Genomic DNA, 14,294 nt, shown 5'->3' with positions numbered 1-14,294 from the left:
TATAGGTAAAAAGACATATATGGTAAAAAAAGAATTTTTTCAGAAATATTATCTGCTGCAGATGTTTTTTGGGAATTATTAGCACAATGTGATATAAGTGTTTTAGAGAGAAAAAATAAAATACAAGAAATAAGAAAAAAATTATGAAGTTAGGCATACAGTTTTCTAGTTTGCGAGTGATATGTATCAGACGAAGGAAAGATATTTGGAACGATGGAAGAAAGGAAACGGAGATTGGAGTTTTTATGAGGAGTGGCTAAATTAAATCTCAAATAGAAAAGGAAACGAAAACAGAGGCGAAGGCTTCATAACATTTAAGGAAAGGAAATTTTGGTAGGGTGACAACCACACGAAAAAATTCCGAATAATAAAAGTATGGTAGTATATCCATGCCGATGTGGAAAAGGATGAATGAGAAAATTATGGAGAAAGTGCTTGATTTTTTGGAGGACAAAAAGCATACTGTGGTTAGGATGTGACGGAAATATATAAAAATGGCAAGGCCAAGAAGACCGAAAGTGGAGAATCCAAAAACAAAGAAAGTGGATGTATGCCTGATGGAATATGAGTACGACAGAAAAAAATATGCCAAGCGTCACAATCAAACACTTGCACAAACATTGCGATTAGAAGTAGAGAAGATGATTGCATTGTTGTAAACTCCTATAGATTCTTTTTTGTTTATTATAATTAAAGAATTCAAAAGGAAGAGTTTTCTATAAGGAGAGATATCGCAGTGAAGACGCCCTGTATAGATTTACATATTCCGATGCTTATGGCAAAAGGATTTCAGTCTATTCAAAGGATTAAAAATGAGTGTTCCAGATCGGATGTAGGATTTAATCTGCGGTAAAACTGCCGTAGGTGGGAACTATAATTCGACGCGTGACACAGTAAGTGCTCCAAAACATAGCGTTACTGACAAATAACACTCATTTTGCTATGATATCAGTAACCAATGAGTGAGCGTTATACAGAGACAGCTTCGGCAGAAACAGCAAGAAGTGATGCGGCAGCAACATCATTACCATTTACAGCAGGGGAAAACGGAAGTTATACGAGATTTATTCAGTGTTATTTAGAAGATAAAGAAAGACTCGATCAATATTTATTTCTGTTAGTTAATATTGGAGCCCGAAATAATGTTAATATTACAGATAAAGAACTCCTTGAGGGAAGGATTAAAATACCAAAAACTGTAGAGGAACAAACTAAAATTGTTGATATGTTTGAGGATATTAACCACTTCATCACCCTTCATCAGCGAGAATCAATATTTGCCTTTATTAACAATAAAGTATAATACATCTGTGAGTGACACAAGTGGGAATTATATAAATGTGACTAATCCTATAAAATAAAAGTATACTTTTATAGGAGATGTTTCACATGCAAAGTACGAATGAGTATGTTACTGATTTTGGTCATCTTCATTTACGCACTGAAGAAATTTTGAAAGACCGTGGAATAAGCAAGACGAAGGTCTGCAAAGAACTGGACATTCCACGTACAAATTTCAACAGATATTGTCAGAACAAACAGACACGATGGGACTTGAAGTTTTTATGTAAATTGTGTTTGTACTTGAAGGTAGACTTAGGAGAATTGACAGAGTACATACCGCCAAACCTGGAAAGTAAATGAATATGAATCATTAGTAAAGAATTAGAGGAACATGTCAGGAACATGGCTCCTCTTTTCTTTTTGCACAAAAGAAAAGAGGCGGCTGTGTTCTGGTGGAGAGAAGGGAGAAGAACACAGATGGGGCGAACGACCAGCAAAAAGATGATTCCATTATTGTTGCTTAGAATACTATGGATCCATGCAGATAAGGATCATATGATCTCGATGGAATATATATGTGACAGATTGGAGGATGAATTTGAATCGGAAAGAAGGATGGGAAGACCGGCATTGCGGAAACTGGTATCCTCTAACATTCGTCAGCTCAATCTTTTTTTCCATGAAACGCAGTGGTGCTTGAATGAGGGAGAGGAACTTCAGATCTGTGAGAAAGCGATTGCCAACCCGGAGCAGCCCGGCGGCTACATTAAGGTATATTGTCTGAACGACAGATTGTTTTCAGATACGGAGATACGCATGCTGCATGACAGCATATTATTTTCACCCGGCGTGGACGATGGATGTGCCAGTCGGATTCTGGACAAATTAAAACGATGTGCAGGCAAATATTTTGGAAGCTGGTTTGAATATGTGAAATACCGGGAGACATTCAAGCGATGCCAGTGTGAGCGGCTTTTTCAATATTTAATGGAAATCGGAAAAGCAATCAAGAAAATCAGAAAAATAACATTCCGGTATCGGAAAAACGGGAAACTATCGGACAGAGTATATACAGTAACACCATATTTCATGGTCATTAGTGGCGGTTGGTATTATCTTATCTGCAATACGGCTGGAAAAGACAATTTGTCTCATTATCGAATTGACCGAATGCAGCAGGTGGCGATGCACCCGATGGAGCAGGGAAAGTGTATGAGTCAATTGGAGGGTGTCGATTCTTCCTTTGAATCTCACGATATATGGAGGAACATCCGAGAATGTCCTATGAAAAGCCGGTGAGTGCCACACTTATGGTAGAGGAATATCTTGTTGAAGCAGTGGAAACGGAATTTCGGACCACCTCTAAGATAAAGACACAGGAGCATCTTTTTCGAATACGAATCATATCCACCAAGACGGCAATCTGTAATTGGATCATAAACCTGAGTGAACATATCAAGATCGAAACGACATCAGATCCGACCATCATCGACCAGTTGTGTCAAAAGGCACAGTGTATTATAAAAAATTATCAGAAAACAAATAAAATCACATGATTCTCCGAAAATTCCAAAATAATGGAAATTTCACATTATATTATATTCCTGACAATGGTAATGAAAAATGACAGTGTATTATTACGGAAAACCGTGATGACTATCGTGGAACAATTAGTCTTTTTCATTTTTGGGCATTGTTATATAATTCAATTGTGGTCACAGAAAGGATGTGAATGCTTGAAGAATGTATGAGAGCATAGTCCGGAGAAAATTGATGTTTTACTTAGAACAAACGAAGATGTCAAAGTATAAATTTGCACAGAAGAGTGGAATGCCACTTAGCACATTGTATGACATCGCGAAAAAAGAAGATTATGATATTCGTGAAAGTAATATCATTAAGGTAAGTCGCGGTATGAGTATGGAGCCTTTTGAATTGTTTCAGACAAACGAACAAATTCTTGTAATACAAAATATGCAAGAAATAATGTTGATACAAGAAGTAAGATTGCTCCCATCGCAATATCAGAAAATCTTGTTTGAGTATCTGCAAAGTTTACGAAAGATTGCAGACGACAAGAAATTATAAGCATGTTTCACTTAGTATAGACGGCATTATATGTGGAGAAATGAGATTGACAAAACCAGAGTTTCTTCATATCATAATAAGTAGAAAGCACTGGACATCCACACAAAGGATGTAAAGATTTGTGGCTATGTCATAGTCAATTTCGGTTATGACAAACTGCGTGGCACAGTATCCTGGAGGAAATTGTCATATCCAATATGAGGATTAGGTCATATGTGATTGGTTTAAGTATAACAGCTTAAGCAAACTGCCAGTGGTGATTCTGAGGGAAGCGAAAGCTTCCCTTTTTTTCTGCCTAAGAAAGAGAGGATTATTGAAATGGGAAAATCAGCATTGATTAAAAAGATACATAATGCGGCAGTTAACTATCAGAAATATCTTGCAGGAAGGACATTTCTTTATGTATATGATGATTCGGTTGTAGAAATTGTTTTTAAGAGCTCGTCTTTTCAACATTTGACAGGAGTAAAGACAAATTTAAAAGCAAAAGGATTCTATGCTCATGCAAAGAAGAAAAATGGTTTGCGACCAGGAGAAGTAATGTTCGACAAAACGCATCCGTATGACCTTGCAGAAAAGAAAATGGATTATTTAGGAGATTTATATAAGGTTACTTGTAGTGATGTAATGATTGCTACGGACATTGTGACGATAAGCGCAGTGTATAAAGTGGGAGTTACAAATTTTCGATTTATTCTTCTATGTGGACCAAACAGAGATACAACGGGACAGTTGATAGATGATTGTTTGGTGCCGTATTCTTTTCGAGTCGAAGATATTAGTGCCAGCCGCTTTGAAGAACTACATGAAGTACAATATATTTTTTCAAAGGGGACAAATGAGCAATATTATTCTCAAATAACATATTGCGCAGGAAGAGAAAATTTGGATCTTCCTGCACAGATAAAAGAAAAAATCAAGATTTCTTGAAAATGAAATGAGGTGGCAGGTATGCTGCCTCATTATATTTTCAGGGGTTTCTTAAGAATATCTTGTTATTCCGTTATATTTGCAACGGAACAAATAGTCTACCATTTTTCAAAATCCGCTTTTATAATTTAGATGTGTCCACAGGAAATAATCCTATTAGACACGGACAACTGAATACGATGATTTCACTGGACGTAAGGAACAGTTACGCATTGCGCCGTGCCGCAGATGCGCCAGGATCGGTAGGACAGACACAAAGGAGATAGCTTATCAGGTATTTTTTTTGATTGATCTGTCTGATGTGAGATGCCGGGAGCGATAACATCCATGCAAAAGAGGAATTGTGGTGATTCCGTGGTTGCGACTGTTCTATGATAATGATACTCCCTTTATGGTCTATAAGAGATGGTGCGAGTCCAGAGTGTGCTGCTAACCACAGTGACCGGTGATTTCAACTGGAGATTATGTTTCATATATCTTGACAATGCACACAATGCGTGGTAATATATGGATGAAAAATTATTTATTGAGGAGATATTATGGAACTAAAGGAATTATTAAAGGAAGCAAGGAAACAAACAGGCATGACACAGAAACAATTTGCCGCATATTTTAGAATTCCTTACCGAACATTAGAAGATTGGGAACGAGGTGTTCGACATATAGCAGAATATCTTCTTCGATTGATGATTTATCGTTTGGAAATGGAAGGTTTGGCAAGAGGACTTTCAGAAAAAATGCCAGATTGATGTTGGAGGTGAATACAATGCCTTTACAAACAGACCATTTAGATATTCCTATTTGGCAAAAGTATACTATGACGATTGAAGAGGCTGCCGCATATTTTCATATTGGAAGAAGCCGCATAAGAGCAATTGTAGCGGAAAATCCATATGCACCATATGTTTTAATGGTTGGAAATCGTGTTCAGATAAAGAGAAAACTATTTGAGCAGTTTGTGGATGAGGCAAATGCACTTTGAACTAAACGATTTTGTTAAATGGGCTGTAGCATAATATAAAAATATGCTATTATATTTAAGTCATACTAGTGCTTAGCTTTCTTTAGTGGAAAGTGAGGAAGCATGTTATGTATACAAGTCGAAGAGACAAAAAGAATCGAAAACTGCATAATGGAGAAATTCAGTTAGCGGACGGCAGATATCGTTATAAGTATATAGACGAATTGGGTAAATCCCGGTATGTCTATTCAAAGCGGTTGGTTCCAAATGATCCTGCAGTACATGGAAAGAAAGAAGAATCACTGCGTGAGAAAATCGCAAGGATTCAGAAAGACAAGCAGGATAAAATTGCAATGAGCCGTGGCGATATGACGGTGTTAGCTTTAGTGGAGCTTTATATTTCTCAGAAAATAGGTGTTAAGCCGAGTACAAGACTCGGTTATAAAACAGTAGTGAATTTTCTGAAAAAAGATCCTTTTGGAAAGAGAAAGATTTCATCTGTAAAAACTTCAGATGCCAGAGGATGGTTGATTGATCTGCAAAAAAATGGCAGAGGATATAGTTCTATTCATTCCATTCGAGGTGTGTTGCGTCCTGCATTTCGGCTTGCCTATGAAGACGATTTTATTAGAAAAAATCCATTTGATTTTGAGTTGGCAAGTGTGCTTGTGAATGATAGTGTAATCCGACAGGCACTTACAAGAAAGCAGGAAAGACTATTCTTGGAGTTTGTCCGCAAAGATGCACATTATCAAAGAGTGTATGAGGGTATATTTATTTTGTTTAATACCGGACTTCGAATTTCTGAATTTGTAGGACTGACAATAGGTGATATTGATTTTGAACATATGATCATTAATGTGGATCATCAGTTGGTTAGAGTGTACAATGAAAGAAAGTCATATATTATTCAGAAAACCAAAACAACGGCAGGGGTGCGTAAAGTACCGATGACGCCAGAAGTTGCGGATTGCTTTCGAAAGATTATAAAAAATCGAAAGAAAGTAAAAAAGGAACCGGTAGTAGATGGATACAAAGGTTTTCTATACTTAGATCAAAATGGAATGCCGATGGTGGCGTTACATTGGGAAAAATACTTTCAGTTCATTCGTGAAAAGTATAACAAGTTGTATAAGGAACCATTACCAACAGTCACTCCGCATGTGTGCAGGCATACCTTTTGTACTAAGATGGCAAAATCTGGAATGAATCCGGCAAAGCTAAAGTATATTATGGGACACAGTTCTATGGATATAACTTTTGATACCTATACTCATTTGCAAGTAGATGATGTGAGGGATGAGATGCTAAACATAGCACAAATGGAAAATAATATGATTATGCAGGAATCGCTGAAAACAATGGAGTTAGAAAACAATGAAGAGGAAGAGTTATTTAATTTTTAACTTCATAATGACAAGGTGCAAAAACCTTGATTTTACACCTTTTTTTACACCTTTCAAATGAAAGAAAATAGTAATTTACAGGGTGTAATAAGAAAATAATGAAAAATTATATATCGTTTCAATATTATTGATGTGGTAAGAGATTTCAGGTATTGAACGGTGTTAAAAGGATATGAAAAATTATGATTAGAGTATGTTTCATCTGCCACGGCAACATCTGCCGCAGCACAATGGCGCAGTTCGTCCTACAGGACCTTGTAAACCGTGCCGGATACACAGACAATTTTTACATTGATTCCATGGCGACAAGCACAGAGGAGATTGGCAATGGGCCGCACCACGGAACGGTCGCAAAGTTACGACAGGTTGGAGTCCCTGTTTTGGAACATTATGCCAAGCAGGTACGAAAAAGTGATTACCGCAACTTTGATCATATCATCGGAATGGATCAATGGAACTACCGCAATATGATGCGGATTTTTGGAAAGGATCCGGAGCAGAAGGTGTCCCTTTTGTTGGACTTCACAGATCGTCCCGGTGAGATTGCGGACCCATGGTATACGGGTAATTTTGATGAAACGTATCGAGATGTGTTGGATGGGTGTGAAGGATTTTTGGCATATTTGCGGAAGCAAGGAAAGTTATAAGACAGGGAAAGCTATAAGACAGGGAAAGCTATAAGACAGGGAAAGTTATAAGATGGGAAGTATAGAAAAGAGGTAAAGATGTTTGAATTTATACATGGACTTGGCAAAAATAAGGAGTTAGAGACGATCGTGCAGGAGATTGACTCGAATATTGCCAATAATTACAAGGATGCAGCGCAGGAGGCGTTTGTTCTTTTGGAACAGAAGTTTCAAGAGTTGTCGGACAAGGGACGATTAAAGGATAAACAGATTGCAGAGTATCAACACAAAATCGCCGCCTATCAAGAAACTTTGCGCGGATTTTCGCACAAAGACCAGAAACCATATTGGCATTCCTAAAAATGATTTCTGGTCCTGGCATATTTTTTGGGGTAGCGTGATCCGATTTTAGGAAAACAAATTAGAAATTGTTGGGAAATTTTTTCATGAATTTGCCGGAATTTTCATAAAAATGGCATTCTTCTTGCTTTTTGAAAATTCTTATGATACAATTGAAAATGCTTGCGTTTGATGAACAGAAATCGATGTTATAAGGGCGCAAGTTCTTTTTTTTGTCAAAAAGATTCTAGTGTTAAAATCGTTCTATTTGGTCTGGATTTGCCTGACAGGCTTTTTTACGACTTTGACGCTTTGGTCTTAGAATTTAAGGAGGTTTATTTATTATGGAAGAGAACAATTCTTTCAAACCCTACGTAAGTGCAGATAAGGTATTGCCGGAATTTACGCCGTCATCGATCATTATCGGTGTGCTGCTGGCAATTGTCTTTGGAGCGGCCAATGCTTACTTAGGGCTTCGTGTAGGTATGACGGTTTCAGCGTCTATTCCTGCAGCAGTTATTGGCATGGGGGTGTATAAGCTGATCGGACGTTTTTCCACAAAGAAGGACGATACGATCTTGGAAAGCAACATGGTGCAGACGATCGGTTCTGCCGGTGAGTCTTTGGCAGCCGGTGCGATCTTTACGATGCCGGCATTGTTTTTGTGGGCAGCTGAAGGTAAGGCACAGATGCCTGGTATTGTGGAGATTGCTTTAATTGCAATGATCGGCGGTCTGTTAGGCATTTGTTTCATGGTGCCATTGCGCAAGGCATTGATCGTAAAAGAGCATGGAACCCTTCCGTATCCGGAGGGAACAGCGTGTGCAGAGGTTTTGCTTGCCGGACAGGAAGGCGGCGCTAATGCAGCAGTCGTGTTTATTGGAATGGGTGTTTCTGCTTTGATTAAGTTTATCGTGGACGGTTTCAAGGTTGTTTCTAATGTCGCAACATTGACGATCAATAAGATTCACGGAGAGATCAGTACAGAGGTTTATCCGGCATTGATCAGTGTAGGTTACATTTGTGGCTTTAAGATTGCTTCTTATATGTTTGCGGGTGCCATTCTTGGCTGGCTGGTGTTGATCCCGGCGATCTATTTATTTGGTGCACATACGGTACTGTACCCTGCAACAGTTTCTATCGCAGAAGTATGGAAAACAAGCGGAGCGTCTGGAATCTGGTCGAATTATATCCGTTATATCGGCGCAGGTGCCGTTGCAGCCGGTGGAATTATCAGCTTGATCAAATCATTGCCATTGATCTGCCGTACCTTTGCCGAAGCGATGAAAGGTATCTTTAATAAAGAAAAGATCGGCAAAGAGGAGCGTACGAACCGTGATCTGAATATTGGTGTAGTACTTGGAATGCTTGCTATTTTGATCATTTTGATCGCAGCACTTCCGGTCATTCCGATTGGTATTTTGGGCGCTGTCATCATTGTTATCTTTGGATTCTTTTTTGCTACGGTTTCCTCTCGTATGGTTGGATTGGTCGGCAGTAGTAACAACCCGGTATCCGGAATGGCGATCGCAACGTTGTTGATCACCAGCTTGATCCTTAAAGCAACGGGCAATACCGGTGCGTCAGGAATGATCGCAGCGATTGCAATCGGCTCTGTAATCTGTATCGTTGCAGCAATGGCTGGTGATATGTCACAGGATTTGAAAACAGGATATATTCTTGGTGCAACTCCGGTGAAGCAGCAGTACGGTGAGTTGATCGGTGCGGTTGTTTCAGCAGTAACGATCGGTTTTGTACTTTACTTGTTGAATAGTGCGTGGGGATTTGGTACGGCTGAGCTTGCTGCACCACAGGCAACTTTGATGAAGATGATCGTTGAAGGTGTTATGGGCGGAAATCTTCCTTGGGCACTTGTATTTATCGGTGTGTTTATTGCAATTATGATCGAGTTATTATCTATCCCGGTTCTGCCGTTTGCCATTGGTTTGTATTTGCCGATCGAACTTTCTGCCTGCATTATGGTAGGTGGTGTACTTCGTCTGATCTTAGAGAAGGTTTATGACGGCAAAGCGAACAAAGACAAAGTTATCAATAACGGTGTACTTTGCTGCTCCGGTATGATCGCGGGTGAAGGACTGGTTGGTATTTTGCTTGCTGTTCTTGCTGTAGTAACGATTAAGGGCAAGACGGTTGCAAGCTTAGTGGATCTTTCTGGTGTCCTTAATTTGGGACAAGCAGGTGGCCTTGCAGTCATGGCAGTGATCATTTTGGTTGTCCTGAAGTTTACTATCTGGAGTAAAGAAGCAAAGGTAGAAAAATAGTGAAGAAAGACAATAATTTGTTGGATTATGTTCCGCGTATTTCGGAAAAACTGAACTGGACGGAAGACGATGAGCATCGGGTGACGGTGGATGTCGAGAACAAGGGTGTGTTTAACCGCATTGCCCAGAAATGTTTTGGGCGTCCGGCAGTCAGCCACATTGCCTTGGAACAGTTCGGGAGTTTCATTTGGAAACAAATAGATGGTGTGCATACGATTTATGATATTGCTCTGTTAGTGAAGGAGGAGTTCGGCGAGGATGCCGAGCCGTTATATGACAGATTGCTGGCGTATTTCCGTACACTGCAGGGGCATGGATTTGTGATATTGACACCATCAGGTAAAGATACGAAAAGGGAAGCATCGAAATAGATGCTTCCTTTTTTCGTTCCTTAATAGGAACTGCTGTTGTGTAGCGTGACAAAAGCAAAGTGCTGGCTTTGCGTTTGTTCTTGAAAGAGACCACAAAATATTGTAAAATATAAGTTCAAAGAAATATTTGCGTCGGCGCATGGGACGCAGAAGAATGCCGGGAAGAGGTCCGTGCAAGTAAATACTACAAAACACATGATTTCCAGCGCAGAAATGAGGAGATATGAAGGATATTAAGAATACGATTTTGCAGAAATTCAGGGAAGTATATGGCGAAGGAGAGGCACACGCATTTTTTGCACCGGGGCGTGTAAATTTGATCGGTGAACATACAGATTATAACGGTGGGCATGTATTCCCATGCGCATTGACGATAGGTACTTATGCTGTGGCTCGCAAGAGAAACGACAGAAAGTTACGCTTTTTCTCGATGAATTTTGAACATCTTGGTATCATTACTTCCAGTCTGGATGATCTGAAACCATGCAGGGAAGCCGGATGGACGAATTATCCGAAGGGAATCATTTGGGCGTTAGGACAGAGGGGCTATGAGATCAATGAGGGTATTGACCTTCTGTTGTTTGGTAATATCCCGAACGGTTCGGGATTGTCTTCTTCTGCATCTGTAGAGGTGGTTACCGGCTATATTTTGAGCGAATTGTTTGGACTTGGTATTTCAAATCAGGATTTGGCGCTGATCGGCCAGTTTTCGGAGAATAAATTCAACGGTGTGAATTGTGGGATCATGGATCAGTTTGCGATCGCAATGGGCAAAAAGGATCATGCAATCTTTTTGGATACGGCAGATCTTTCTTATGAATATGCTCCGGTTCATCTGGACGGTGCGAAGATTGTGATCGCATGCAGTAATAAAAAGCGCGGCCTGGGCGATTCGAAGTACAATGAACGCCGTGAGGAGTGTGAGACGGCATTGGCAGAGATTCAAAAGGAGATGCCGATCCAGACGCTCGGCGATCTGACGGAGGAGCAGTTTGAACAGGTGAAGTCAGCGATCAAGGATGATGTCAGACGCAAGAGAGCAAAGCATGCTGTTTATGAGAATCAGCGTACGATCAAGGCAGTGAAAGCGTTGCAGGAAAATAACATTGAACTGTTCGGACAATTGATGAACGCTTCTCACGTATCTTTGCGTGATGATTATGAGGTGACAGGAAAAGAGTTAGATACGCTTGTGGAACAGGCTTGGGAAGTAGATGGTGTCATCGGTTCTCGTATGACCGGAGCAGGATTTGGCGGATGTACAGTGAGTATTGTGAAAGATGAGGCGGTTGATGCATTTATTGCACAGGTAGGCAAGGCATATAAGGATAAGATCGGATATGCGGCAGATTTTTATGTCGTTGAGATTGGATCCGGTCCATGTCATTTATAGGATGAGATTTTCGAAAAGAAACTCTGGTGCAGAAAGGGAGGGATACGAATGAGCGATATTGAGACAGCAAAGACAACGGGGCAGATGGGTTTAGATGAACAGGACTTAAGACGCTTACTTAATATGTCCGAATGTGCGATGTTTGTGGCAAAGCCGGGATCGCAGATTGAGCTTATGTATGCGAATGAACGCTTTTATTCATTAATGCAGTGCACAAGAGAAGAGTTTTCAGAAATATATCATGGAAGTGTTATGGAAATGATCCTTCCGGAAGACCGTCAAAAGATACGAAATTTGATCGCCAGACAGACGGCTGTGGGGGGCAAGATTCAGTTAGAACACCGTGCGCGGCGCAAAGACGGAGCAGTGATCTGGGTGTCTGTTTCAGCGCATCCGGCAGATATGAAAGGGCAGAGGGTCTATTTTGCCTCATGTTTGGACATCACACAGTCGAGACGCAATCTGTTAGAAGCGTATGAGGCAAAACGAGATGCAGAGCTGATCTCCAATAGTATTCCGGGTGGTGTGATCAAGCTGCGCATGACAGATTTTAAGCTGTTGTATGCAAATGATGGATTTTATCGACTGGCTGGATATTCCAAGGAAGAATATCAGATTAATTTTGGAGACTATTGTGACCGTGTGTTGTATCCTGCAGATGCGGAAATGGTCAAAAGACAGGTCAAGGCTTCTGTAGAAAATCGTGGTTTGGTCGGCTTTGAGTATCGGATCATCTCCAAAACAGGAGATGTCTGCTGGTCTTATGTCAATGGATGTCGTATTGATGATGATAACGGAGAACCGGTATATCTATGCATCATTATGGATATTACAAAGCGCAAACAGTTGGAAAAGCAGTTTGAGGAAGTTGCTGAGCGTTCGGACATTATTGCAAAATTCATGCGTGAGACGACTTGGACCTATGATATTGCGACGCGTGTACTTAGTCGTGGCGGCAATTTAGATGAAACATATTCTAACGAGAGTATTTTAGAGGGGCAGTTTAACGAAAGTCAGTTAGGAGAATTTTTACACCCGGATGACGTGGAGCGTTTTCGTCAGGCGCTTAAGAGGCGTGAAGAGGAACTGGGCGGTCATCGCGGTGTTTATCGCATGAAGGACAACCATGGAGAATATCGTCATATGGAAGTGGCGAGTGTCTCGGTGGGAGATGGTGTGAGTGATAAGCCGGTGAAAGTATATGGGATCACTCGTGTGCTGGATAATGCACTGGCAGATTCTGCGGAAGCAGAGATCGCGGCAGCATCGAACAACACGAAACTCAGTACGAAATTAATGCGGATCGCTAAGTCTAGTCAGGCAAAGTTTGAAGATACTTTGACGGGAATGATTCCGTATGCAAAGTTTTTGGACAAGGCAAGAGAAATGTTGGCAGAACGAACGGATGACAAGCGCTATGCGTTGATGTGCGCTGATATTGATGAATTTCGCAAGTTTAGTCATCATTATGGCTTTTCCATTAGTAATGAAATCCTGTTGAAATTTTCCAGGGTGCTTCAAAAGTTTGTGGAGCGAGGTGGCCTGTGCGCCAGAGTAGACGGAGATTATTTTGTTGCTATTTTCCCTTACCAGGATCATAAGACCCTGTTAAAAAAATTGTCTCGAATGATGCACTATCAGGATGAGATTACGAATGGGGAGAACCAGATCGGGTTTGATACAACGAATGGCTTGTATCTGGTTGAGCCGACGGATAATGAGCTTGGTGATATGTTGGAGAAAGCGGATCTTGCACGAAGAAGTATCAAAGGGATCAAGGGTAACCATTATGCGATTTATACCGATGATCTTCAGCAAGAACGTTTCCGAGAGGAACGGATCATTCAGGAAATACTCGATGCTATGGAAAAGCAGACAGTTGAAATATGCTATTTGCCGCGTATTCAGGGAGATAAAGAGAACGTTGTAGGCTGTACGGCGGTTGCACGGATTCAGATGCAGGATGGACAGTATTTAGAGACGGATGGCATTTTGCATTATATCGAACGTGGAGGAAGGTTGGATAAATTTTCTTATTTCCTGTTGAATCAGGTGTGCTGCAGCTTCGGCGCCAGAAAGGCAAAGGGGTTGAAAACGGTTCCGCTTGCTATTCAAATGACGGCAAGCCAGTTGTCGGCACGAAATGCTTTGTCCATGATCGAAAATATTGTGGAAGTGCAAAATAAAATGGATCCGTCGGACTTGATCATAGAAGTGCACGAACGTTATTTTGCGGATATGACCAGTGCGCTGCAGGTGGCATTGGAGCAGCTTTGCAAGAGAGGATATCAGATCGTGATCAGTCGATTTGCATCCCATCACACGGCATTGCATTCTCTGCGCACGATCCCGGTCAAAGGGATCAAGTTCCATGCAGAGTGTTTTATGGGTGGTAAGAATGGCGAGCGTGAGAAGACGATCCTTAAAAACATTGTTATCATGGCAAAAGAGCTTGGGATGACCGTTTATTGTGGTGGGATCCACACCAAGCTTCAAGAGGAATACGCACGCGAAATTGGTTGCGATATGTTGGAAGGTGAGATCTTCTATGGAGCAATGCGTAATAATGTGTTTGAAAAGTGCTTCCTACAGTAGTAGAAGACACCTGCCGGAT

General features: G+C 40.7%; 16 protein-coding genes. All 16 read left to right on the top strand.

Features of this window, described 5'->3' with window-relative positions:
- Positions 1-494: 494 nt before the first annotated feature.
- The 16 genes from DW981_RS05030 (at position 495) to DW981_RS04955 (ending at position 14,275) form a co-directional block, all read left to right on the top strand.
- A complete protein-coding gene (locus DW981_RS05030; protein WP_118506981.1) occupies positions 495-659 on the top strand; it encodes a CopG family transcriptional regulator in 165 nt (54 codons plus the stop codon).
- A 299-nt stretch (positions 660-958) separates the two neighbouring features.
- Complete coding sequence (locus DW981_RS05025; RefSeq protein WP_118506980.1) at positions 959-1,303, top strand: restriction endonuclease subunit S; 345 nt, start codon at positions 959-961, stop codon at positions 1,301-1,303.
- Positions 1,304-1,389: 86 nt separating this feature from the next.
- The gene (locus DW981_RS05020; protein WP_118506979.1) at positions 1,390-1,644 is read left to right on the top strand and encodes a helix-turn-helix transcriptional regulator; all 255 of its coding nucleotides are present in this window, start codon (positions 1,390-1,392) and stop codon (positions 1,642-1,644) included.
- A 117-nt stretch (positions 1,645-1,761) separates the two neighbouring features.
- Positions 1,762-2,583, top strand: coding sequence for a WYL domain-containing protein (locus tag DW981_RS05015; protein ID WP_182434139.1), 822 nt, complete (start codon positions 1,762-1,764; stop codon positions 2,581-2,583).
- On the top strand, positions 2,562-2,840 hold the full coding sequence (locus tag DW981_RS05010) for a hypothetical protein (RefSeq protein WP_118506977.1): 279 nt from the start codon (positions 2,562-2,564) through the stop codon (positions 2,838-2,840). Before DW981_RS05015 ends, DW981_RS05010 begins: the two co-directional genes overlap by 22 nt.
- Before the next feature lie 217 nt (positions 2,841-3,057).
- Positions 3,058-3,372 carry a hypothetical protein gene (locus DW981_RS05005; protein WP_118506976.1) on the top strand — a complete coding sequence of 105 codons (315 nt, stop codon included), beginning with the start codon at positions 3,058-3,060 and terminating at the stop codon, positions 3,370-3,372.
- 318 nt (positions 3,373-3,690) lie between these two features.
- Positions 3,691-4,302 carry a PBECR4 domain-containing protein gene (locus DW981_RS05000; RefSeq protein WP_118506975.1) on the top strand — a complete coding sequence of 204 codons (612 nt, stop codon included), beginning with the start codon at positions 3,691-3,693 and terminating at the stop codon, positions 4,300-4,302.
- 539 nt (positions 4,303-4,841) lie between these two features.
- A complete protein-coding gene (locus DW981_RS04995; protein ID WP_022024186.1) occupies positions 4,842-5,051 on the top strand; it encodes a helix-turn-helix domain-containing protein in 210 nt (69 codons plus the stop codon).
- Between the two features lie 17 nt (positions 5,052-5,068).
- Complete coding sequence (locus DW981_RS04990; protein WP_022024185.1) at positions 5,069-5,284, top strand: excisionase; 216 nt, start codon at positions 5,069-5,071, stop codon at positions 5,282-5,284.
- 107 nt (positions 5,285-5,391) lie between these two features.
- The gene (locus DW981_RS04985) at positions 5,392-6,669 is read left to right on the top strand and encodes a site-specific integrase (RefSeq protein WP_118506974.1); all 1,278 of its coding nucleotides are present in this window, start codon (positions 5,392-5,394) and stop codon (positions 6,667-6,669) included.
- Positions 6,670-6,851: 182 nt separating this feature from the next.
- Entirely contained in the window at positions 6,852-7,316 is a 465-nt protein-coding gene (locus DW981_RS04980; protein ID WP_118506973.1) for a low molecular weight protein-tyrosine-phosphatase, read from the top strand.
- A gap of 78 nt (positions 7,317-7,394) precedes the next feature.
- Positions 7,395-7,655 carry a hypothetical protein gene (locus tag DW981_RS04975; RefSeq protein WP_118506972.1) on the top strand — a complete coding sequence of 87 codons (261 nt, stop codon included), beginning with the start codon at positions 7,395-7,397 and terminating at the stop codon, positions 7,653-7,655.
- 323 nt (positions 7,656-7,978) lie between these two features.
- A complete protein-coding gene (locus DW981_RS04970) occupies positions 7,979-9,916 on the top strand; it encodes an oligopeptide transporter, OPT family (protein ID WP_118506971.1) in 1,938 nt (645 codons plus the stop codon).
- On the top strand, positions 9,916-10,287 hold the full coding sequence (locus DW981_RS04965; protein WP_243034656.1) for a PqqD family protein: 372 nt from the start codon (positions 9,916-9,918) through the stop codon (positions 10,285-10,287). Before DW981_RS04970 ends, DW981_RS04965 begins: the two co-directional genes overlap by 1 nt.
- A gap of 223 nt (positions 10,288-10,510) precedes the next feature.
- The gene (locus tag DW981_RS04960) at positions 10,511-11,680 is read left to right on the top strand and encodes a galactokinase (protein ID WP_118506969.1); all 1,170 of its coding nucleotides are present in this window, start codon (positions 10,511-10,513) and stop codon (positions 11,678-11,680) included.
- A 48-nt stretch (positions 11,681-11,728) separates the two neighbouring features.
- Positions 11,729-14,275, top strand: a complete 2,547-nt coding sequence (locus tag DW981_RS04955) for an EAL domain-containing protein (protein WP_118506968.1) — start codon at positions 11,729-11,731, stop codon at positions 14,273-14,275.
- The last annotated feature ends 19 nt before the right edge of the window (positions 14,276-14,294 follow it).

The sequence above is a fragment of the Clostridium sp. AM49-4BH genome, from assembly GCF_003478335.1.
Classification (GTDB): domain Bacteria; phylum Bacillota; class Clostridia; order Lachnospirales; family Lachnospiraceae; genus Butyribacter.
This window is presented reverse-complemented; position numbering and strand designations above follow the sequence as displayed.